Genomic DNA, 20,574 nt, shown 5'->3' on the forward strand with positions numbered 1-20,574 from the left:
TCGCAAGGCGGAGGAGGGAGTCCATGCGGAGCATCGGCGACTGACGACAACGCGGCGAGGTGCGTGCCCTGACGCCGCAGACCCGGCAAAGATCCACAAGACACGCCCTAGGGGGACTCGGTGGTGAGGAGGTGCCAGAAGCGGGGGACGAGGGTGTCGGTGGCGGGAGGCGGGGTGGCGCGGGTGGTGGCGCCCCAGTGGGTGGGGACGTGGTGCTCCTGGTGGAGGGTGGCGAGGACGGCGGCGAGGGTGTCGGCGGGGGCCGGGACGATCCGGGTGAGGGCGCGGAGGTGGGGCTGCCAGCGGCCGGCGACGCACTGGCGGAGGAGGTGGTCGAGTTCCGCGAGGCGGCCGGTGGCCGCGACGAGTTCGGGCAGGGTCAGGTCGAGGGTGTCGGCGAGGGCGCGGGTCTGGTCCTCGTCGCCGTCCCACCGGTCGGTCAGTTCGGCCTGCCGGTAGGCGGCCAGGGTGGTGCCGGTGCGGTCGGCGACGGCGGCCTGGCCGAGTTCGCGGGCGACCCGGTGGTCGCGCAGCCGGACCGGGCGGCCGTCCATCAGCTGGGCGGCGGGGCACCAGAGGGTGCGGGCGAGGGCGATGAACTCCGGCTCGCTGGGGCGCAGCTCGCCGTTCTCCCAGGCGAGGACGTGGGCGGGCAGCAGCCGGACGCCGTGCGCGGCCATGCCCTCGGCGACCTGGTCGGGGGTCAGGCCGAGGCCCGCCCGGTGGGCGCGGGCGGCCGCGGGCGAGAACGGCACCGGGGGCGGGGCGGTGGGGGGCTTTCTGCGGCGCATGGCACCGAACGCTAGGCGCGGACCACGGCGCGGCCCCACCGACCGAACGCACGGAATGGCCGGTACCGGAGCGGTGCGCCGCTGGGCGATCCCACAGCCCGTCGGCCGGTCTCCCGTGTGACCAACCCCTCCGTGACCTCGGTTGACTCCCGGTTCGGGCGCGTGATGGGATCCTGGGGCCAATCGGAGGCATGGAGAGGAAGCCGGTGCGAGTCCGGCGCGGTCCCGCCACTGTCACCGGGGAGCACGCTCGGAAACAATCGCCACGGCGGGCCGTCAGAAGCCGCTGGAAGGCCCCGGGGGTGCGTCCGACCCGGAAGCCAGGAGACTCTCGCCCCCGCTACGTCGATCCAGGGCGCGGACCCTGAGTGAGGACACGCACGCGATGCAGGCTGCCCCGCCCTGTCGGACTCCGAGCGGCCTTCCGCCGTGTTCCTCCTTGTTCTTGTTCTGCTCTCCGTCGTGCGGCCGATGACCTCTCCGCTGGCCCGCGCCGCCGTGTTCGCGCTGGGCGCCGTCGCGGGCTACGCCGCCGACGCCCGGTTCGCCGATCCGCGCCGGGGCCATCCGGTGGCGCTCTTCGGCAGCGCCGCGACCCGGCTGGAGCGGCGGCTGTGGCGGGACGACCGGGCGGCCGGGGCCGGGTACACGGCGCTGTGCGTGGGCGCGGTCGCGGCGGGCGCGCTCGCCCTGGACCGTACGGTGGGCCGGCGTCCGCTGGGCCGGGCGGCCCTGGCGGCGGCCGCGACCTGGACGGTGCTCGGCGGCACCTCGCTGACCCGGGAGGCCCGGACGATCGGCCGCTCGCTGGCGGACGGCGACCTGCCGGCCGCCCGGGAGCGGCTGCCGCACCTGTGCGGGCGGGACCCGAGCGCGCTGGACGGGCAGCAGATCGCCCGCGCGGTGGTCGAGTCGGTGGCCGAGAACACCGCCGACGCCGTGGTGAACGCGCTGGCCTGGGGCGCCCTCGCGGGCACGCCCGGCCTGCTGGCGTTTCGCGCGGTGAACACCCTGGACGCCATGGTGGGCCACCGCTCGCCGCGCTACGCCCGGTTCGGCTGGGCCTCGGCCCGGCTGGACGACGTGGCGGGCTGGCCCGGTGCCCGGCTGACCGCGCTGCTGACGGTGGCCGCCGCCCCGCACCCCCGGACGGCCTGGCGGGTCTGGCGGCGCGACGGCTCCGCGCACCCGAGCCCGAACGCAGGTCAGGCCGAGTCGGCGTTCGCCGGCGCGGTGGGCGTCCGGCTGGGCGGGACACTGCGGTACGGGGAACGGGTGGAGCACCGTCCGGTGCTGGGCGAGGAGCTGCGGCCGGTGACGGTGGACGACATCGAGCGGGCCTGCGCGCTCTCCCGGCGGGTGGGCGCGCTGGCGCTGGGTACGACGGTCGCGGGGCACGTCCTGCTGCGCGCGCTCCTGGGGAAGAGGGGAAGGGCATGACGAACGCTCTGCTGGTCGCGGGAACGACCTCGGACGCGGGCAAGAGCGTGGTGACGGCCGGCATCTGCCGCTGGCTGGCCCGCCAGGGCGTGCGGGTCGCGCCGTTCAAGGCACAGAACATGTCGCTGAACTCCTTCGTCACCGCCGACGGTGCCGAGATCGGCCGCGCCCAGGCGATGCAGGCCCAGGCCGCCCGGGTGGAGCCGGAGGCGGCGATGAACCCGGTGCTGCTGAAGCCCGGCGCGGACGGCCGCAGTCAGGTGGTGCTGCTGGGCCGGCCGGTCGCCGAGGTGGGCGCGCTGGACTACCGCGAGCGCAAGCCCGTCCTGCTGGAGCGCGCGCTGGAGTGCCTGGCCGATCTGCGCGACCGCTACGAGGTGGTGGTCTGCGAGGGCGCGGGCTCACCCGCCGAGATCAACCTGCGCGACCGGGACATCGCCAACATGGGTCTGGCCACGGCCGCCGGGCTGCCGGTGGTGGTGGTCGGGGACATCGACCGCGGCGGCGTCTTCGCGGCCATGTACGGGACGCTGGCGCTGCTGTCCGCGGAGGACCAGCGGCACGTGGCGGGCTGGTTCGTCAACAAGTTCCGCGGCGACGCGCGACTTCTGGCGCCCGGACTGGACATGCTGCACGAGCTGACCGGCCGTCCGGTGCTGGGTACCCTGCCGATGCTGCCGGGGCTGTGGCTGGACGCCGAGGACTCGCTGGACCTGTCCACCGTGGTGGACCGGGTGGACGGGCGCGGGCCGCTCGGCGCGGACGTGCTGCGGGTGGCCGTGGTGCGCTTCCCCCGGCTGTCCAACTTCACCGACCTGGACGCGCTGGCCCAGGAGCCGGGCGTCCTGGTGCGCTGGGCGACCCGGCCGGAGGAGCTGGCCGACGCCGACCTGGTGGTGCTGCCCGGCACCCGGGCCACCGTCGCCGACCTCGCCTGGCTGCGCGAGCGCGGCCTGGAGCCGGCGCTGAAGGCGCGGGCGGCGGCCGGGCTGCCGGTCCTCGGGGTGTGCGGCGGCTACCAGATGCTGGCGCGCGGGATCGTCGACGAGGTGGAGTCCAAGGCGGGCACCGTCGACGGGCTCGGCCTGCTGCCGACGCATGTGCGGTTCGGCGTCGAGAAGGTGCTGGCGCGGCCGGTCGGCGAGGCGTACGGGCAGCGGGTCGAGGGCTACGAGATCCACCACGGGGTGGTGGCGGTGGAGGGCGGCGAACCCTTCCTGGACGGCTGCCGGGTGGGCTCGGTCTGGGGCACGACCTGGCACGGCGCGCTGGAGAACGACGGCTTCCGCCGCGAACTCCTGCGCGAGGTCGCCGCGTTGGCGGGCCGGGCGTTCGTCCCGGCGCCGGACACCTGCTTCGCCGCGGCCCGCGAGGCCCGGCTGGACCGGCTGGGCGACCTGATCGAGGAGCACGCGGACACCGACGCGCTGTGGAAGCTGATCGAGGGCGGGGTGCCGGCGGCCGGATCGCTGCCGTTCCTGCCGCCCGGGGCACCTGGGAGTGACGCATGAGCCTGGTAGGACCACAGGGCCGGGTTCGCACGAGCCCGGGACGACCGCAGGGCCGAGAAGGCATGAGCCGGGTTCGCACGAGCCCAGGACGACCGCAGGACCGGGCACGACAGGAGTGGGGTACGGCATGAGTGACGTCCGCTATCCGTTCACCGCGATCGTCGGCATGGCCGACCTGCGGCTCGGGCTGCTGCTGAACGCGGTCTCCCCGGCCGTGGGCGGCGTGCTGGTGCGGGGCGAGAAGGGCACCGCGAAGTCCACCATGGTGCGCGCGCTGGCCGGCCTGCTGCCGTCCATCGCCACCGTGGACGGCTGCCGCTTCGCCTGCGACCCGGCCACGCCCGACCCGCAGTGCCCGGACGGGCCGCACGCCTCCGCCACGAGCAGTGAACACCCGTCCCAGCTGGTCGAGTTGCCGGTCGGCGTGGCCGAGGACCGGATCGTCGGCTCGCTCGACCTGGAGCGCGCGCTGGCCGAGGGCGTCAAGGCGTACGAGCCCGGTCTGCTCGCCAAGGCGCACCGCGGCGTGCTCTACATCGACGAGGTCAACCTGCTCCAGGACCACGTGGTGGACCTGCTGCTGGACGCCGCCGCGATGGGCCGCTCGTACGTCGAGCGCGAGGGTGTGTCGGTGCGGCACGCGGCCCGGTTCCTGCTGGTCGGCACGATGAACCCGGAGGAGGGCGAGCTGCGGCCGCAGCTGCTCGACCGGTTCGGCCTGACCGTCGAGATCGCCGCCACCCGGGACCCGGCCGAGCGCGCCGAGGTGGTGCGGCGGCGGCTCGCGTACGACGCGGACCCGGCCGGCTTCGCCGCGCGGTTCGCCGAGGACGAGCGGACGCTCGCCGAACGCATCACGGCCGCACGGGAGTTGCTGCCCAAGGTCGAGCTGACCGAGGTGGCGCTGCGTCAGATCACCGCCGTCTGCGCCGCGTTCGAGGTGGACGGCCTGCGCGCGGACATCGTGATGGCCCGCACCGCCGTCGCGCTCGCCGCCTGGGACGGCCGCACCGAGGTGCAGGAGGAGGACGTCCGCCAGGCCGCCAGGCTGGCCCTGCCGCACCGGCGCCGCCGCAACCCCTTCGACGCGCCGGGGCTGGACGAGGAGCAGCTGGAGCGCACGCTGGAGGAGCACGCGCAGCAGGACGACCCCGAGCCCGACCCGGAGCCCGAGGGTGACGGAGGCGGCGACGGCGGCGACCAGGGACCCGACGGGGACGGCGACGGCCCCGGCGACGGCGGCGGCCCGAACGGCGGCGGCGCTCCCGAGCCGTCCGACGGCGGCGCCCCGGAGGCGACCACCGCGGACACCGACGCCACCGGCGACCAGCCGCAGCAGCCCGTCCCGGCCCAACACCCAGCCCCCGCGCGGGAGTCGGCGCCGGTCGCGGCCGGGGACCCGTACCGGACCAGGCTGTTCACCGTCCGCGGCACCGGCCACGGCGCCCAGGGCCGCCGCTCCCCCGCCGAGACCACCGGCGGACACACCATCCGCTCCCGCCGCCCGCAGGGCGCGCTCGGCCGGCTGCACCTGACCGCGACCCTGCAGGCCGCCGCGCCGCACCAGGTGGCGCGCGGGCGCGGCGGCCGGGCGCTGGTGCTGCAGAAGGACGACTTCCGCGAACAGGTCCGCCAGGGACGGGAGTCCAACCTGGTGCTGTTCGTCGTCGACGCCTCCGGCTCGATGGCCGCCCGGCAGCGGATGACCGCCGTCAAGGGCGCAGTGCTGTCCCTGCTGATGGACGCCTACCAGCGGCGCGACAAGATCGGCATGATCACCTTCCGCGGCGCCGGCGCCGAGCTGGCGCTGCCGCCCACCTCCTCGGTCGAGGTCGGAGCGGCCCGGCTGGAGTCGCTGCCCACCGGCGGGCGGACCCCGCTGGCCGAGGGCCTGCTGCGCGCCCACGAGGTGCTGCGGGTCGAGCGGCTGCGCGACCCGAACCGGCGCCCGCTGCTGGTCGTGGTGACCGACGGCCGGGCCACCGGCGGCCGGGACGCGCTCGCCCGCTCCCAGCGCGCGGCCGCGCTGTTCGCGGCGCAGGGCACCGCGAGCGTGGTGCTGGACTGCGAGTCCGGCCCGGTCCGGCTCGGCCTGGCCCACACCCTGGCCGGCCTGCTCGGCGGCACCTCCGTCAGCCTGGACGAGCTGCGCGCCGAGGGCGTCGCCTCGCTCGTCCGTGAGAACCGTCCCGCGGCCGGCCGCGGCGACGTCCGTGCGACCACTATCCGAAAGGCGGCCTGACCCATGCCCAAGGGCGTCCCCGAGAGCGTTCCCGACGACGGCCTGACCACCCGGCAGCGCCGTACGCAGCCGATCACCGCCGTGCACACCGGCCCCGGCAAGGGCAAGTCCACGGCCGCGTTCGGCATGGCGCTGCGGGCCTGGAACCAGGGCTGGCCGGTCGGGGTGTTCCAGTTCGTGAAGTCCGCCAAGTGGAAGGTCGGCGAGGAGAACGCGCTGCGCGTGCTCGGCGCCTCCGGCGAGGGCGGCACGGTCGACTGGCACAAGATGGGCTCCGGCTGGTCCTGGATCCAGCGCACCGCCGAGCAGGAGATGACCAGCGAGGAAGCCGCCAAGGAGGGCTGGGAGCAGGTCAAGCGCGACCTCGCCGCCGAGACCTACCGCTTCTACGTGCTCGACGAGTTCACCTACCCGATGCACTGGGGGTGGATCGACGCGGACGAGGTGGTGGCCGTGCTCAAGGACCGCCCGGGCAGCCAGCACGTCGTGATCACCGGCCGGTACGCGCCCGAGGCGCTGACCGGCTTCGCCGACCTGGTCACCGAGATGACCAAGGTCAAGCACCCCATGGACGCCGGCCGCAAGGGCCAGCGCGGTATCGAGTGGTAGAGCGAGCGGCAGACCGTTGAGCACCATCTCCAGCACCGCGGCGCGCACCGCGGCCGCCCGCACCGCCGTCCCCCGGCTCGTCATCGCCGCGCCCTCCTCCGGCGCCGGCAAGACCACCGTCGCCACCGGCCTGATCGCGGCGCTCGCCGCGCGCGGGCTGGCGGTGTCACCGCACAAGGTCGGCCCGGACTACATCGACCCGGGCTACCACGCGCTCGCCGCCGGGCGCCCGGGCCGCAACCTGGACGCCTTCATGTGCGGCCCCGAGCGGATCGCCCCGCTGTTCCTGCACGGCGCGGCCGGGGCGGACGTCGCGGTGGTCGAGGGCGTCATGGGCCTGTTCGACGGGGCTTCCGGGCGCGGGGAACTGGCGTCCACGGCGCACGTCGCCAAGCTGCTGCGGGCGCCGGTGGTCCTGGTGGTCGACGGCTCCTCGCAGTCCCGCTCGGTGGCCGCGCTGGTGCACGGCTTCGCCTCCTGGGACCCGGAGGTGCGGCTCGCCGGGGTGATCCTCAACCGGGTCGCCTCCGACCGGCACGAGCAGCTGCTGCGCGAGGCCCTGGAGGAGGGGTCCGGCGTGCCGGTGCTGGGGGCGCTGCGCCGCTCGGCCGCGGTCGCCACGCCGTCCCGCCACCTCGGGCTGATCCCGGCGGTGGAGCGCTCGGCGGAGGCGCTGAAGGCGGTCGCCGACATGGGCGACCTGGTCGCCTCCTCCGTCGACCTGGACGCCCTACTGGAACTCGCCCGCACGGCACCCGAGTTGAACGCCGAGCCGTGGGACCCGTCGGCCGAGGTCACCCCGGTCGCCGGACGGCCGCGGATCGCGGTGGCGGGCGGCGCCGCGTTCTCCTTCTCGTACGCGGAGAACGCCGAACTGCTCGGCGCGGCAGGGGCGGAGGTCGCCCCCTTCGACCCGCTGCACGCCTCGGAGCTGCCGGAGGGAACGGCCGGGCTGGTCATCGGCGGCGGCTTCCCCGAGCTGTACGTCCGGGAGTTGAGCGGGAACGCCGAACTGCGCTCGGCCATCGCCGCGTTCGCCGCCGCCGGCGGGCCGGTCGCCGCCGAATGCGCCGGACTGCTGTACCTGGGGCGGGAGTTGGACGGCCTGCCGATGTGCGGGGTACTGGACACCGACGCCCGGATGACCGAACGCCTCACCCTCGGCTACCGGGAGGCCGTCGCCCTGCACGACTCGCCGCTCGCCCCGGCCGGCACCCGGCTGCGCGGACACGAGTTCCACCGCACGGTCTGCGAACCGGGCGCCGGCGAACACCCCGCCTGGGGCTGGCGCCTGCCGACCGGCGCGCACACCGAGGGCTTCGCCGCGGGCAACGTCCACGCCTCGTACCTGCACCTGCACTGGGCGGGGGCGCCGGGCCTGGCCGCCACCTTCACGGCCGCGGCGGCGGCGTACGACGGCGGCGCTTCGTAGGATGCCCGCATGCATGTGATCGTCCTCAACGGAGGCTCCAGCTCCGGCAAGTCGAGCATCGCCCGGCGCTTGCAGGAACGGCTGCCGCAGCCGTGGCTGCACCTTGGCGCGGACACCATGGTCGACGCGCTGCCACCGTGGCTGCTCGGCGGCGCCGAGGGCATCGGCGGCCTGACCGACGGGGACGGCACGGTCGAGGTCGGACCGGCCTTCGCCGAACTGGACGCCGCCTGGACGGCCGGGGTGGCCGCGATGGCCCGGGCCGGCGCCCGGATCGTGGTGGACGAGGTCTTCCTCGGCACCACCGCCTCGCAGGCCCGCTGGCGCGCGGCACTGGACGGCCTGGACGTGCTCTGGGTCGGCGTGCGCTGCGACCCGGCGGTGGCCGCCGCCCGGGAGGCCGCGCGCGGCGACCGGGTCGCCGGGATGGCCGCCGCGCAGGCGGAGGCGGTGCACCAGGGGGTCGTGTACGACCTGGTCGTCGACACCTCGCGGGCCTCGGTGGACGACTGCGCCGACGCGGTCCTCGCGCGCCTGGCCGCGACCCGATGAGCCCCGCGCGGGCGGCCGGTTGCGGTTGACTGTCCGGGGACATCCCCTTCCGACCCCTTGTGACGGAGGCACGCCCATGGCCAGGCAGTACGAGTACACCGCCGAGATCGTCTGGACCGGCAACCGGGGCACCGGCACCAGCGACTACCGCGCCTACGCCCGCGACGTCGAGGTGTCCGCCGAGGGCCTGCCGGACATCCCCGGCTCCGCCGACCCCGCCTTCCGCGGCGACCCGGCCCGTTGGAACCCGGAACAGCTGCTGCTGGTCTCGCTCTCCCAGTGCCACCTGCTGTCGTACCTGCACCAGTGCGCCGTCAACGGCGTCGTGGTGACCTCGTACGTCGACCGCCCGGCCGGCACCATGCCGGTGACCCCGGAGGGCGTGCGCTTCACCTCGGTGGTGCTGCACCCTCGGGTCGAGGTCGCCGAGCCGGGGATGGTGGAGCAGGCGCTCGCCCTGCACGCGGCGGCGAACCGGGGCTGTTTCATCGCCAACTCGGTGAACTTCCCGGTGCGCCACGAGGCCGAGGTGACGGTGGGAGTCGCGAGCTGACGGGCGCGGCGAGGCCGCGGGCCCGTCTTCGAACCCCCGGCGTCGCCCCGCAGGCGGGGGCTCGAAGACGGGCCCTAGAACTTCTCGTCCAGCAGCGCGGCCAGGTAGCGCGCCACCTCCGCGCGCAGTTCCTCCGGCATCGGGACGTACCGATGGCCGCTGCCGGCGGTCGCGTTGAACAGCAGGCCGTCGCACCAGCGGATCAGTCGGCGGGCGTCGGCCGTCGGGTCGGTGGAGCCGGCCCGGGCGAGCAGGACGGCGGCGAGTTCGGCGAAGCGCGCGCCCAAGCGGTCGTAGACGGCGCGCAGTTCGGGCCGGCGGGTGGCTTCCAGGGCGAGTTCCAGGCGGGCCAGGGTGAGCCTGCGGCCGGTGGTGAGGGCTTGGAAGAGCGCCTCGGCGCCGACCTCGGCCAGCAGGTCGCGGGCCGGGACGGCGGGCGGGGGCCCCTCGGTGAAGACGGGGTGGTCGGCGGTCTCCCGCTCGACGATCCGGGTGAGAACGAGTTCGAGCAGGGCTGCCCTGGTCCGGGCGAGGTTGGAGGTGGAGCCGGCGGGCAGGCCGGAGGCCTCGTCCACGGCGCGGTGGGTCAGCCCGCGCAGGCCGGTGTCGGCGATCAGGTCGATGGCGGCGTCGGCGATCAGGGTCGGGCGCGGGGGTGTCATGGATCCGATCATCGCCTTTCCGCTGGGACCGCCCCAGCTCACTACAGCCGTAGTTTACGCCCCACTACACATGTAGTACGGTGCTGGGGCAGTCGCCACTACAGCCGTAGTGCGACGAGAGGAGCTCCCATGAACCGGCAGCAGGCGATCGTCATCGGCGGCGGCATCGGCGGACTCACCGCAGCCCTCGCCCTCCACCGGCGGGGCGTCCCCGTCACCGTCCACGAGCGCGCCACCTCACTCGAACCCGTCGGCGCCGGACTCGCCCTCGCCCCCAACGCCCTGCGCGCCCTCGACCGGCTCGGCATCGGCGGACGCCTGCGCGCCCTCGCCACCCCGCACCCCGCGGTCGGCCTGCGCCACCCCTCCGGCCGCTGGCTCGTCCGTACCGACACCGCCGCCTTCGAGGCCCACTTCGGCGACACCATCGCCGCCGTCGCCCGCGCCGACGTCATCGCCGCCCTGGTCGACGCCCTCCCGGACGGCACCGTCCGCACCGACTCGCCCGCCGCACTCGTCACCCCGGGGAACGCCACCGAGCCCGCCGTCGTCCGGACCGCGGCCGGGGAGCAGCCCGCCGACCTGGTCGTCGCCGCCGACGGCATCCGCTCCGCCACCCGCGAGCTGCTCTTCCCCCGGCACCCCGGCCCCCGCTACAGCGGCTTCACCACCTGGCGCACCATCGTCACCCCCGACCGGCCGCCGGCCGCCGCCGGGGAGATCTGGGGCCCCGGGCGGATCGCCGGGATCATCCCGCTCGCCGACCGCCGGGCCTACCTCTACGGCGCCGCCCTCGCCCCCGCCGGCGCCCGGGCCGCCGACGGCGGCGAGAAGGCCGAACTCCTGCGCCAGTACGGCACCTGGTGCGCGCCCCTCCCCCAGCTGCTCGCCCTCGCCGAGCCCGAACGCGTCCTGCGCCACGACGTCTGGGACCTCGCCGACCCCCTGCCCGCCCACCACCACGGCCGGGTCGCCCTCCTCGGCGACGCCGCCCACGCGATGTGCCCCTTCCAGGGCCAGGGCGCCTGCCAGGCGATCGAGGACGCCGTCGTCCTCGCCTCCCTGCTCACCCCCACCGCGGACCTCGCCGCCCCGCTCCCCGCCTACACCGCCGCCCGGCTCCCCCGCACCACCGCCGTCGTCACCGGCTCCCGCCGCATCGGCAGCCTCATCGCCCTCCGCTCCCCCGCCGCCACCCTCCTGCGCACCACCGCCCTGACCCTCGCCGGCCTCCTCCCCGCCCGCACCCTGCTCGGCCTCTCGGCCGACACCTACGACTGGCAGCCCCCGGCCCTGCCCGGCCCGGCCTGACGCGGCCAGGGACGGCCTACCCGCCGTTGCCGAACGTTCCGTTGCCGAAGGTGCCGTGCCGGGGGTCGGCGCGGTGGCAGGTGGCGCAGCGCACCCGGGTGTAGATGGCCACCGGGCCCATGAAGACGTCCTCCCGGCCGTCGGCCGGGGACTCGGAGGCGGCGGGCCCGCCGCAGTCCAGGCACCTGCGGTACGGGCGGGCGGCGACCGAGCAGGCGCGGCAGAGCAGGTCGGTGGGGTGCTCGGCGTGGACCACCACGGGCTGGGGGCCGCCGTCGAGCAGGTGGTCGCACCACGTCCAGGACTCGTCGGCCTCGGCGGCCAGCATCCTGGCCCGGGTCTCCCGCTGCCAGCGGGCGGCCCGGTGCAGCGGGACGGTCACCGGCGGGCCCCAGCCGGCGGCGGTGAGCCACTGGGCGCCCTCCGCGCCGGCCGCCCGCAGCTGGTCGTCGACGGCGATGTCCCTGGGGGTCCTGTCCTTCATCGGGCCTCTCCTCCGGTGCGGTTCCGCAGGTCCGCGGATGCGGTTCCGCCGGGGTCAACGCGAGCGGGCCGCCGGCGGACACGCCCGCCCGCCCGGCGGCCCGCACCGCGGTGCCCGTACGACCGACCGGAGGCCCGCCGGGGTCGACGGCCCGCCGCTCAGCCGAGGAGCGACTCGGTGTCGCCCTGCGCGATGAGCAGCTTGCGCAGCAGGCCGTCGAGCTGGGCGCGCTCGTCCTCGTCGAGCACGGAGAGGATGCGCGCCTCGTTGCTGACGTGGCCCTCCAGGGCGCCGTCGATCAGGTCCTTGCCCGCCGGGGTGAGGCGGATCAGGACGGCGCGGCGGTCGTCCGGGCAGGGGTTGCGCTCGACCAGGCCCTTGGCGGAGAGGCGGTCGACCCGGTTGGTGATGGCCCCGGAGGTGACCATGGCCGACTTGAGGAGGGCGCGGGCGTTCAGCTCGTAGGGCTCGCCGGAGCGGCGCAGGGTGGCCAGGACGTCGAACTCGGAGGAGTCCAGGCCGCAGGTGCCGAAGTACTCGCGCAGGGCGTTGTCGACCCGGACGTTGAGCCGCCGCAGCCGGCCGATCAGGGCCATCGGCTCGGGGTTCAGGTCGGGACGGGCGTTGGCCCACTGCTCGACGATGTCGTCGACGGTGTCGCGCTGCTGCATGGTCTGCCGCCTTCCTGGATCCGTTTCACGGGGTCCGTTCCACGGGGGTCCGTCTCGGAGGACCCCCGCCTGAATATCTTAACCTTCACATACTTGACGCTCACCTACTTGGGGGCGTAGAACTTATCTCAACGTTCAGATAATCAACGTTGAGGGGATCGCCGTCATGGACCGCAAGCGCGCAGGAATCGCCGCCACCGCAGCACTGGCCCCGGCCATGTGGGGGACGACCTACCTGGTCACCACCCAGCTGCTGCCCGAGGGCCGCCCGCTGCTGCTCGCCGCACTCCGCGCCCTGCCCGCCGGCCTGCTCCTGCTGGCGATCGGCCGCAAGCTGCCCAAGGGACGCTGGTGGGGCCGATCAGCGGTCCTCGGGATGCTCAACATCGGGCTGTTCTTCCCGCTGATGTTCGTCGGCGCCTACCGCCTGCCCGGCGGGGTCGCGGCCACCATCGGCGCGATCCAGCCGCTGCTCGTCGCCGGGTTCTCGATCGGCGTGCTCGGCGTCCGGCCCGGCCGGCGCACCCTGATCGCCGGACTGGTCGGAGTCGGCGGAGTCGCCCTCCTGGTCCTCAAGTCCGGTGCGCGACTGGACGGCATCGGACTCGCCGCGATGGTCGTCGGCATCGCACTGATGGCCATGGGCACCGTCCTCACCCGCCGCTGGGGCCGCCCCGAGGGAGCCACCCTGGCCGACCTCACCGCCTGGCAGCTGCTCGCCGGCTCGGTCTTCCTGGTCCCGCTCGCGGCCGTCGTCGAGGGCGCGCCGCCCGCGCTGAGCGCCGCCAACCTGACCGGCTTCGCCTACCTCGGCCTCCTCAGCACCGCCCTCGGCTACGTCCTCTGGTTCCGCGGCATCGAGCACCTCGGCGCCGGCCCGGCCTCCTTCCTCGGCCTGGTCAACCCGGTCATCGCCACCCTCGGCGGCCTGATCGTCCTCGGCCAGACCCTCACCCCCTGGCAGGTCCTCGGCCTCCTCCTCGCCCTCGGCGCCCTCGTCGCCGGCCAGGCCCCCGCCCGCCGCACCCCGGCCCCCGCCCCCACTCCGCTCCCCACCCCCACCACCGCCGCCGAGCCCCGCGTCCCGGCCGCCACCCACTGACCACCCCGCGATCCCCCGGCCCGTGCCCCGCCGACCCCCTCGGCGGGGCACCGCCATGCCCGCGGGGGCACGGCGCAGCGGCCACGAGCTCAGGACGAAGCGACGGACACCGGGCCCCGACCGCGAGCAGCCCCCGAGCCCCGAGCCCCGGCCACCACCCACCGACCACCCCGCGATCCCCCGGCCCGTGCCCCGCCGACCCCGTCGGCGGGGCACAGCCATGCCCGCCGGGCCCGCACCACACAACCCGCACGGACGCCGGACCCCGGGGCCGTCAGCCGGTGGCGCGGATGTAGATGTCCGCGGCGCCGGGGAGGCCGCCGGGGATGGTGGCGACGTAGATGCGGCGGGCGGTGGGGGCGTGGGTGGGCGTGGGGGTGGGGGTCCAGGTGGGCGTGAGGGTGGGGAGGGGGGTCGGGGTGGTGACGGAGGGGTCGTCGTCGGGGGTGGGGGTGGGTGTGGGTTCGTCGTCGGGGTCCGCGTCGGGGTCCGCGTCCTCGGCGGGGACGGGCGTGTCCTCGGTGAGCGTGGGCGTGGGTGACGGCGTCGGTGACGGCGGCGACGGAGCTTCCGGGACGGACGCGGAGTCGGTGGGGAGGACCGTCGGGGTGGCGGGCGGCCCCTCGGGGAGTTCCGGGGCCTCGGCCGGCTCGTCGCCGCCGAGGGCGGCGACGAGGTCGGGCGGGAGGGGCGCGGCGGGGCCCGGGGAGGGCAGGTCGTAGGCGCTGAGGAAGTCGCCGACGCCCGGGGCCTTGCCGCCGCCGAGGCGGTAGTGGAGGTAGGCGACGGGAGCGCCGTCGGAGGTGTGGGTGTAGACGGCGCCGACCGGGACGTAGTACCGGCCGACGCCGGGGTGCTGGGAGGGGTGGAGTCCGGCCAGGCGTTCGGCGCGGTCGCGGTCGGTCTCGTGGCCGGTGCCGCCGACGGTGAGCGCGTTGACGCCGCGCACCACGAGGGCGGCGGCGACGGACACGCACAGCACCAGTCCGACGGCGACGGTGCGCCGCAGGACCGGGCGGCCGTGCAGGGCGGGCCAGGAGTCGGTCACCACGCGCTCGGGTGGGATGCCGTCCACGGTTGCTCGCTCCCCCTCGATCCGGACGTCGATCAGGACCTTCGATCAGGACGTCGCACTGTGCTCGACGTGGGACGGTAGCCGAGAGTTCCTCAGCCCAGGTAGGCGGGGGCCACGGCGGCCTTGGTGAGCGCCTGCGGGCTGCCCGAGCCGTCGGCGGGGACGGTCCACAGGTCGGCACCGTAGTCGCCGGGCAGGGCGTAGACGAGGGTGGCGTCGCCGGACCAGAGCGCCTGGTCGTCGATCTCGCGCTGTTCGGCGGTGGCCGTCTCGGTCATGGTGGCGAGGTCGAGGACGTACAGCCGCCAGGGCGAGTCGGCGGGCAGGCCGGGGACGCGCTTCTTGTAGGCGACGCGGGTGCCGTCCGGGGAGAGCGAGGGGCATTCGACGTTGTCGTGCAGGGCGGTGAGGGTGCGGGCGGTGAGGTCGCCGCGGACGAGGTGGGTCTGTCCGGCGCTGGCGACGGTGGCGTAGAAGGTGTTGTCGTCGGCGAAGGTGACACCCCAGACGTTGATGTCGTGGGCCTGGTAGGGGTGGCCGTCGAGGATGACCGCGAAGTCCTCGAGGTTCTCCCGGAGGTTCCAGTCGCGGACGTCGACGACGGAGGTGCGGGTGGAGAAGTTGCTGCCCGCGTACGAGTCGCCGCTGACGAAGACCGTCCAGGCGGCGAGGTGTCCGGACGGCGAGACCCGGGAGCGGGTGGGGATGCCGGCGGCGGGGAAGGAGCGCCGCTCGCGGAGGTGGTCGTCGAGGATGACGGCCCGGTAGGTGTCCTCGAGCGCGCCGTGCTGGGCCTGGAGGCAGATGCCGGTGCCGGCGGCGGCGTGGAAGCGCAGGCACTGGACGCCGGAGGCGGTGCGCGGGCCGTCGGGGTGGTCGGCGGGGACGGTGGTGATCTCGTCCCGGTGCGGGCCCCAGGCCATGTTGCGGAAGAGCAGTTGCCGGCCGCCGCTCGGCGCGTCGAGCGAGACGGCGCCGGATGCGACGGACGGCCCGCCGGGCTGGGCCTGGTCCCGGCGGGAGGTGCGGTCGGCCGCGTAGAGGACGGCTCCGGTGCCGACGGCGCCGAGCAGGAGGACGGCGACCAGCAGGATGATCATCCTGGTCCGGTTCGGCAGGTTCACGGGTTCTCCTCGACGACGACGGGTTCGGACGGGCGCAGCACCGCCGCCGCCCCGGCCACGCACAGCGCCAGCGCCCCCGCCGACCAGCCGAGCGCCGACGGGCCGCCGACCGCGCCCCACAGCGCCCCGAACGCCAGCGAGCAGGCGAACCGGGCCAGCGCCTGCCCGGTGCCGACCAGGGCGAGGCCGGCGCCGCGCTGCTCGGCCGGTACGGCGTCGGCGGTCGCGGCCGCGAGCACGCCGTCGGTGGCCGCGTAGAACGCGCCGTGCAGCACCAGGACGCAGACCGCCGCCGGCACCCCGCGCAGCGGCGAGAGCAGCACCCCGTAGGCGAGCAGCAGCACCCCGTGGCCGGCCAGGAAGAGCCGGTGGCGGCCGATCCGGTCGGCGAGCGCGCCGAGCGGGACGGCGAGCAGCAGGAAGGCGGCCGCGGTGCCCAGCGGCAGCAGCGGGAAGAGGCTGACGGACAGGCCCAGCCGGCGCTGGACGAGCAGGTAGAGGAAGGAGTCGCTGACGGTGGTGAGTCCGAGCAGTACGGCGCACGACGTCAGCCGGCGCAGTCCGGGCAGGCGCAGCAGGGTGAGGCTGTCGCGCAGCGAGGGGGCGGGAGTTGACGGATCGTCAGCCTGCTGCCGGTTCGGCACGAACAGCAGCAGGATCAGCACGCCCAGTACCGCGACGCACGAGCTGACCGTGAACACCGCGTCGTAGCCGTGCCGTTCGCCGCCGTCGGCGAGCATCTGGCCGCCGGCCAGCCGCAGCACCAGGAAGGCGGTGAGCGGGCCGATCAGGGCGCCGGCCGTGTCCATCGCCCGGTGGACGCCGAACGCCCTTCCCCGGTTGGCGGGTTCGGTGGCGAGCGAGATCATCGCGTCCCGGGGCGCGGTGCGCAGGCCCTTGCCGGTGCGGTCGACGGCGATCACCGCGCCGATCAGCGGCACGGTGTGGACGATCAGCAGCAGCGGCCGGCAGAGCGCGGAGAGCCCGTACCCGAGGGCCGCGACGGCCTTGTGGCGGGCGGCGCCGTCGCGGCCGCGCCGGTCGGCGAGGTGGCCGCCGGCCAGGCGGACGAGGGCGCTGAAGCCGTTCTGGATGCCGTCGAGCAGGCCGAAGCCGAGCGGGGAGAGGCCGAGCCCGGTGAGCAGGTAGAGGGGGAGGACGGCGGTGACCATCTCGGAGGAGATGTCGGTGACCATGCTGACGGTGCCGAGGGCGAGCACCGTCCCGGGGACGGCACCCCGCCGGAGCGGGCCGGCCGAGGGTGCGACGGGCGCCTTCGAGCCCCGGGAGTCCGCGACGTACACGGGCGTCAGTTCCAGATGCCGGTGATGTCGGTGGCGCCGGCCGAGTTGCCCGCGTGGGCGTTGACCCCGGCCAGGTCCTCCAGGGTGTGCAGCACGTCGTAGTGGTTGTAGGTGGTGGCGGTGGAGCTGCCCGGGGCGACGTGGGCGCCGTAGACGAGGGTCGGGATGCGGTTGCCGGCCAGCCGGTTGTCCTCGTCGAAGGTGACGACGAGCAGGCTGTTGTTGTTCTTGGCCCACTGCGCGTACGCGTCCAGGTTGTTCCGCAGCCAGGAGTCCCCGGTGCCGACGGAGCAGTCGTGCATGTCGTCGCAGAGGTCCGGGATGACGAAGGAGACCTTGGGCAGGGTGCTGAAGTCGGCCGGGAAGGCGTCCATGCCGAAGGCGCTGTCGGTGGGCACGTTGCCGAAGCCGAACCACGGGTTGTGCTTCTGCGCGTAGGAGTCGACGCGGCAGTCGGTGGCGCCCTGGGCGGGCAGGCCCTCGTTGTAGCTGGCCCAGGTCTGGCCGGAGGCGAGCAGTTCGGAGGCCAGGTTGGGCTCCTGGAGGGCGCCGACGTCCACGCAGCCGTCGTCGACGATGCCCTGCGCGCTGCCGGAGAACAGCATGTAGTAGTTGGGCTGGCTGGGATGGGTCAGCCCGTAGGACTGGGTCAGCCGCGCGCCGCCGGCCGCCAGGGTGCCGTTGATGTACGGGGCACTGCCGCTGCCGATGATCTGCTTGTAGGCGTGGTTCTCCAGCACGACGACCACCACATGGTCCGGCGAGGGCAGACCGGCGGCCGTGCCGGCGGCGGCGGCGCTGCCGCCCGCGGCCCACAGGCCGAGCGAGCCGGCGACCAGGCCGAGGCCGGCGGCGAGGGCGGTCAGCGGGCGCCGGACGCGACGGCGGGCGGGACGGTGGTCAGGGCCCGCGGTGCCGGTCGGGACGGACGAGGATGCGGGGGCGCCGGGGGTACGCGGTCGCGTGATGGCCATGGGGTCCTCCGGGTGTCGGGGCTGCCGGGGCAGGAGCGCCGCAAACAGTAGGAGCGGAGCGGTGTCGTGTACCGCACAAGGCAAGTGAAGAACAGGCGAACAGCTGCCGCGCGCGGACCATCCGGTTCGTGGACGAGCGCCGTTCCGGATCGTGGACATGCGGCGTTCCGGCCGGGCCGGTCCCGGCGGCGTCCCGGCGGCGTCCCGGCGGCGTCCCGGCGGCGTCCCGGCGGCGGACGTCATAGAGACCGCGATTGACCCCCTCCGGCCGCCCGTGGTGGGATCGCGGAGGCCCGCTGCCGGGGGCCGGGAACGGCAAGGAGTGCGGTACGTGATCGGACTGGTCGCCATCGACGGGCCGGGCCGTCCGCTCGCCGACGACCTGCACGCCCGCTGGCCGGAGAGCAGCCATGTCCACTGGGCCTCCCGCGGCAACTGCTCCCAGCCGCCCGACGTCCTGCACTTCGCGCTCCACCGCTACCCGGCCGTGGTCGCCTTCGCCTCCCTCCCGGACCTCGTCTCCCTGCTGACCGGCGGCCTGGTCGACCTCCCGCGCGGCACGGCCCTGCTCTGCGTGGACCCGCGGCGGCGCTGGGTGATCCCGGTGGCCGGCGGGGAGGCCGCCGAGGAACTGTCCCTGGAGGTGGCGGCCGCCCTCGGCGTCACCCCGGTGCCCACCGGGGCCGGGCCGCACTCGTCGAACGTGCCGCCGGTGCCGTCTGTGCCGTCTGTGCCGCCCGCGGACGCCCCGGTCCTGCGGATCACCGACCAGGACGACCCGGGCGACGGAGACCTGCTCGTGCTCCCCCGCACCCTCGTCGTCGGGATCGGCGCCACCGCCGGTGCCGACCGGACCGAGGCGATGCGGCTGCTGACCGCCACCCTCGCGGAGACCGGACTGGCCCTCGACGCGGTGGCCCGGCTGGCCACGGTGGCGGGCAAGGCGGACCACCCGGCGGTGCGCTGGGCCGCGTACTGCCTCGGCGGGGTGCCGGTGGACGAGCACCCGGCGCAGGACCTGGCGGGCCTGCCGGTGCCGAACCCGTCCGCCCGGGTCGGGGCGGCCGTCGGCACCGCGAGCGTCGCCGAGGCGGCCGCGCTGGCGAGTGCGCCGGGCGGGCGGCTCGTGGTCGCCAAGCGGAAGTCCGCGACGGCGACGGTGGCGGTCGCCCGGGCCGCCGTCCCCGGGCGGCTCGCGCTGGTCGACCTCGGGGACGACGGGACCGACCGGACCGGCGGGCCCAACGGGATCCACGGGCCCGACCGGCTGCCCGAGGGCGTGCTCGCCGAGCTGCGGCGCGCCTCGGCCGTGGTGGGGACGCCCGAGGCGCTGGCGGCGGTCGAAGCCGTCGAGGCGGCGACCGGAGCGCTCCGGCCGACCACCAGGCGGATCGCCGTGGACGCGGCCGCCGCAACGGCGACGGACGGCTCCGGGACACCGGTCGACCCGGCCGGCGCCGCCGTACGGCTGGCCACCCACGGGCACGGCGTCGCGCTGGTCACCCTCGGCGACGACGGCGCCGGGCTGGCCGTGCCGCCCGGCCCGTACGAGGTCCACCGCGTGCCAGCCCCGGCCGGGCCACTCGGACCGCCCGGACCGCGCACCCCACCCGGACAGCCCGCCGCACCCGCCCCCGCGCACCACCCAGGAGACCCCGCGTGACCGCCCCCGAACCCGACCTGCGCCACCACGGCGACGCCGAGGTCCGCGCCGACGGGCTCGGCCTGGTCGACCTCGCCGTCAACGTCCGCACCGGCACGCCCCCGGCCTGGCTGCGCGAGCGCCTCGCGGCCACCCTCGCCGACCTGGCCGCCTACCCCGACCAGACCACCGCCCGCGCCGCCGTGGCCGCCCGGCACGCCCGCCCGGTCGACGAGGTGCTGCTCACCTCGGGCGCGGCGGAGGCCTTCGTCCTGCTGGCCCGCGTGGCGACGGCCCGTCACATCGCCGTGGTCCACCCGCAGTTCACCGAACCGGAGGCGGCGCTCCGGGACGCCGGGCACCGGGTGCACCGGGTGCTGCTCTCCCCCGAGGACGGGTTCCGGCTCGGCTCCGTCCCCGAGGAGGCGGACCTGGTCGTCCTCGGCAACCCGACCAACCCGACCTCCGTCCTGCACCCCGCCGCGGCCGTCTCCGCGCTCGCCCGGCCGGGCCGGACCCTGGTGGTGGACGAGGCGTTCATGGACACCGTGCCGGGCGAGCGGGAGTCCCTCGCCTCGGTACGGGACCTGCCCGGCCGGGTCGTCGTCCTGCGCAGCCTCACCAAGACCTGGGGGCTGGCCGGGCTGCGCATCGGCTACGTGCTCGGGCCCGCGCCGCTGATCGCCGAACTCGCCGCCGCCCAGCCGCTCTGGCCGGTATCCACCCCGGCGCTGGCCGCCGCCGAGGCCTGCAGCACCCCGGCGGCCCTCGCCGAGGCGGAGCAGGCCGCCGCCGAACTCACCCGTTGGCGACGGTACTTGGTGCAGGGGCTGGCCGCCTTCCGGTCGGTCCGGCTGTACGGCGAGCCGGCCGCCTCCTTCGTCCTGATCCGGCTGCCGGAGGCGGCCGCCGTCCGGACCCGGCTGCGCGAGCACGGCTTCGCCGTCCGGCGCGGGGACACCTTCCCGGGGCTGGGCGGGGAATGGCTGCGGATCGCCGTCCGGGACGAGGAGACCACCGACCGCTTCCTCAAGGCCCTGGCGGCCGTACTCGGCCCTTGAGTCCTCGCTCCGCCCCTGAGTCCTCGCTCCGCCC

At 75.7% G+C, this 20,574-nt stretch carries 19 protein-coding genes and 1 riboswitch; of the genes, 11 read left to right on the forward strand and 8 right to left on the reverse strand.

What is annotated here, in order from left to right:
- Positions 1–107: 107 nt before the first annotated feature.
- A complete protein-coding gene (locus tag IE332_RS14855; RefSeq protein ID WP_189916318.1) occupies positions 108–791 on the reverse strand; it encodes a helix-turn-helix domain-containing protein in 684 nt (227 codons plus the stop codon).
- Between the two features lie 197 nt (positions 792–988).
- Positions 989–1,121: riboswitch (cobalamin riboswitch) on the forward strand.
- 141 nt (positions 1,122–1,262) lie between these two features.
- On the opposite strand from IE332_RS14855, the gene IE332_RS14860 reads away from it, so the two are divergent.
- The 7 genes from IE332_RS14860 to IE332_RS14890 all read left to right on the forward strand — a co-directional run bounded on the left by IE332_RS14860 (position 1,263) and on the right by IE332_RS14890 (position 9,130).
- On the forward strand, positions 1,263–2,231 hold the full coding sequence (locus tag IE332_RS14860; protein WP_189916319.1) for a cobalamin biosynthesis protein: 969 nt from the start codon (positions 1,263–1,265) through the stop codon (positions 2,229–2,231).
- Positions 2,228–3,742, forward strand: coding sequence for a cobyric acid synthase (locus IE332_RS14865; RefSeq protein WP_189916320.1), 1,515 nt, complete (start codon positions 2,228–2,230; stop codon positions 3,740–3,742). The genes IE332_RS14860 and IE332_RS14865 overlap by 4 nt, the downstream gene beginning before the upstream one ends.
- Before the next feature lie 127 nt (positions 3,743–3,869).
- A complete protein-coding gene (locus tag IE332_RS14870; RefSeq protein WP_189916321.1) occupies positions 3,870–5,984 on the forward strand; it encodes a putative cobaltochelatase in 2,115 nt (704 codons plus the stop codon).
- 3 nt (positions 5,985–5,987) lie between these two features.
- Positions 5,988–6,593: a cob(I)yrinic acid a,c-diamide adenosyltransferase gene (gene cobO / locus IE332_RS14875; RefSeq protein WP_189916322.1), complete on the forward strand. Its 606-nt coding sequence runs from the start codon at positions 5,988–5,990 to the stop codon at positions 6,591–6,593.
- A 16-nt stretch (positions 6,594–6,609) separates the two neighbouring features.
- A complete protein-coding gene (locus IE332_RS14880) occupies positions 6,610–8,025 on the forward strand; it encodes a cobyrinic acid a,c-diamide synthase CobB (RefSeq protein ID WP_229928609.1) in 1,416 nt (471 codons plus the stop codon).
- Between the two features lie 15 nt (positions 8,026–8,040).
- On the forward strand, positions 8,041–8,577 hold the full coding sequence (gene cpt, locus IE332_RS14885; RefSeq protein WP_189916555.1) for a chloramphenicol phosphotransferase CPT: 537 nt from the start codon (positions 8,041–8,043) through the stop codon (positions 8,575–8,577).
- A 76-nt stretch (positions 8,578–8,653) separates the two neighbouring features.
- Positions 8,654–9,130, forward strand: coding sequence for an OsmC family protein (locus IE332_RS14890; protein WP_189916323.1), 477 nt, complete (start codon positions 8,654–8,656; stop codon positions 9,128–9,130).
- Positions 9,131–9,204: 74 nt separating this feature from the next.
- Here IE332_RS14890 and IE332_RS14895 read toward each other — a convergent pair whose 3' ends face one another.
- Complete coding sequence (locus IE332_RS14895) at positions 9,205–9,792, reverse strand: TetR/AcrR family transcriptional regulator (RefSeq protein ID WP_189916324.1); 588 nt, start codon at positions 9,790–9,792, stop codon at positions 9,205–9,207.
- 129 nt (positions 9,793–9,921) lie between these two features.
- Between IE332_RS14895 and IE332_RS14900 the strand changes: the two genes are divergently transcribed.
- Positions 9,922–11,103 carry an FAD-dependent monooxygenase gene (locus IE332_RS14900; RefSeq protein ID WP_189916325.1) on the forward strand — a complete coding sequence of 394 codons (1,182 nt, stop codon included), beginning with the start codon at positions 9,922–9,924 and terminating at the stop codon, positions 11,101–11,103.
- 16 nt (positions 11,104–11,119) lie between these two features.
- Here IE332_RS14900 and IE332_RS14905 read toward each other — a convergent pair whose 3' ends face one another.
- Together IE332_RS14905 and IE332_RS14910 are read right to left on the reverse strand one after the other, a co-directional pair.
- Entirely contained in the window at positions 11,120–11,587 is a 468-nt protein-coding gene (locus IE332_RS14905) for a hypothetical protein (RefSeq protein ID WP_189916326.1), read from the reverse strand.
- Positions 11,588–11,745: 158 nt separating this feature from the next.
- Positions 11,746–12,258, reverse strand: a complete 513-nt coding sequence (locus IE332_RS14910; RefSeq protein ID WP_189916327.1) for a MarR family winged helix-turn-helix transcriptional regulator — start codon at positions 12,256–12,258, stop codon at positions 11,746–11,748.
- 166 nt (positions 12,259–12,424) lie between these two features.
- On the opposite strand from IE332_RS14910, the gene IE332_RS14915 reads away from it, so the two are divergent.
- A complete protein-coding gene (locus IE332_RS14915) occupies positions 12,425–13,360 on the forward strand; it encodes an EamA family transporter (protein WP_189916328.1) in 936 nt (311 codons plus the stop codon).
- Positions 13,361–13,634: 274 nt separating this feature from the next.
- Here the strand turns inward: IE332_RS14915 and IE332_RS14920 are convergent, their stop codons facing one another.
- The 4 genes from IE332_RS14920 to IE332_RS14935 all read right to left on the reverse strand — a co-directional run bounded on the left by IE332_RS14920 (position 13,635) and on the right by IE332_RS14935 (position 17,837).
- A complete protein-coding gene (locus IE332_RS14920; RefSeq protein WP_189916329.1) occupies positions 13,635–14,435 on the reverse strand; it encodes a hypothetical protein in 801 nt (266 codons plus the stop codon).
- Positions 14,436–14,527: 92 nt separating this feature from the next.
- Positions 14,528–15,535 (reverse strand): TolB family protein, encoded by a 1,008-nt coding sequence (locus tag IE332_RS14925; RefSeq protein WP_373313740.1) that lies wholly within the window; start codon positions 15,533–15,535, stop codon positions 14,528–14,530.
- A gap of 20 nt (positions 15,536–15,555) precedes the next feature.
- A complete protein-coding gene (locus IE332_RS14930) occupies positions 15,556–16,863 on the reverse strand; it encodes an MFS transporter (RefSeq protein ID WP_189916330.1) in 1,308 nt (435 codons plus the stop codon).
- Positions 16,864–16,868: 5 nt separating this feature from the next.
- Positions 16,869–17,837 carry an alkaline phosphatase family protein gene (locus IE332_RS14935; RefSeq protein WP_189916331.1) on the reverse strand — a complete coding sequence of 323 codons (969 nt, stop codon included), beginning with the start codon at positions 17,835–17,837 and terminating at the stop codon, positions 16,869–16,871.
- A 331-nt stretch (positions 17,838–18,168) separates the two neighbouring features.
- Here IE332_RS14935 and IE332_RS14940 point away from each other — a divergent pair, with 331 nt between their 5' ends.
- Positions 18,169–19,500, forward strand: coding sequence for a cobalamin biosynthesis protein (locus IE332_RS14940; protein WP_189916332.1), 1,332 nt, complete (start codon positions 18,169–18,171; stop codon positions 19,498–19,500).
- Positions 19,497–20,540 carry an Rv2231c family histidinol phosphate aminotransferase CobC gene (gene cobC, locus IE332_RS14945; RefSeq protein ID WP_189916333.1) on the forward strand — a complete coding sequence of 348 codons (1,044 nt, stop codon included), beginning with the start codon at positions 19,497–19,499 and terminating at the stop codon, positions 20,538–20,540. The genes IE332_RS14940 and cobC overlap by 4 nt, the downstream gene beginning before the upstream one ends.
- Positions 20,541–20,574: the final 34 nt, after the last annotated feature.

The organism is Kitasatospora xanthocidica (assembly GCF_014656195.1).
GTDB classification, from domain to species: Bacteria; Actinomycetota; Actinomycetes; order Streptomycetales; family Streptomycetaceae; genus Kitasatospora; species Kitasatospora xanthocidica.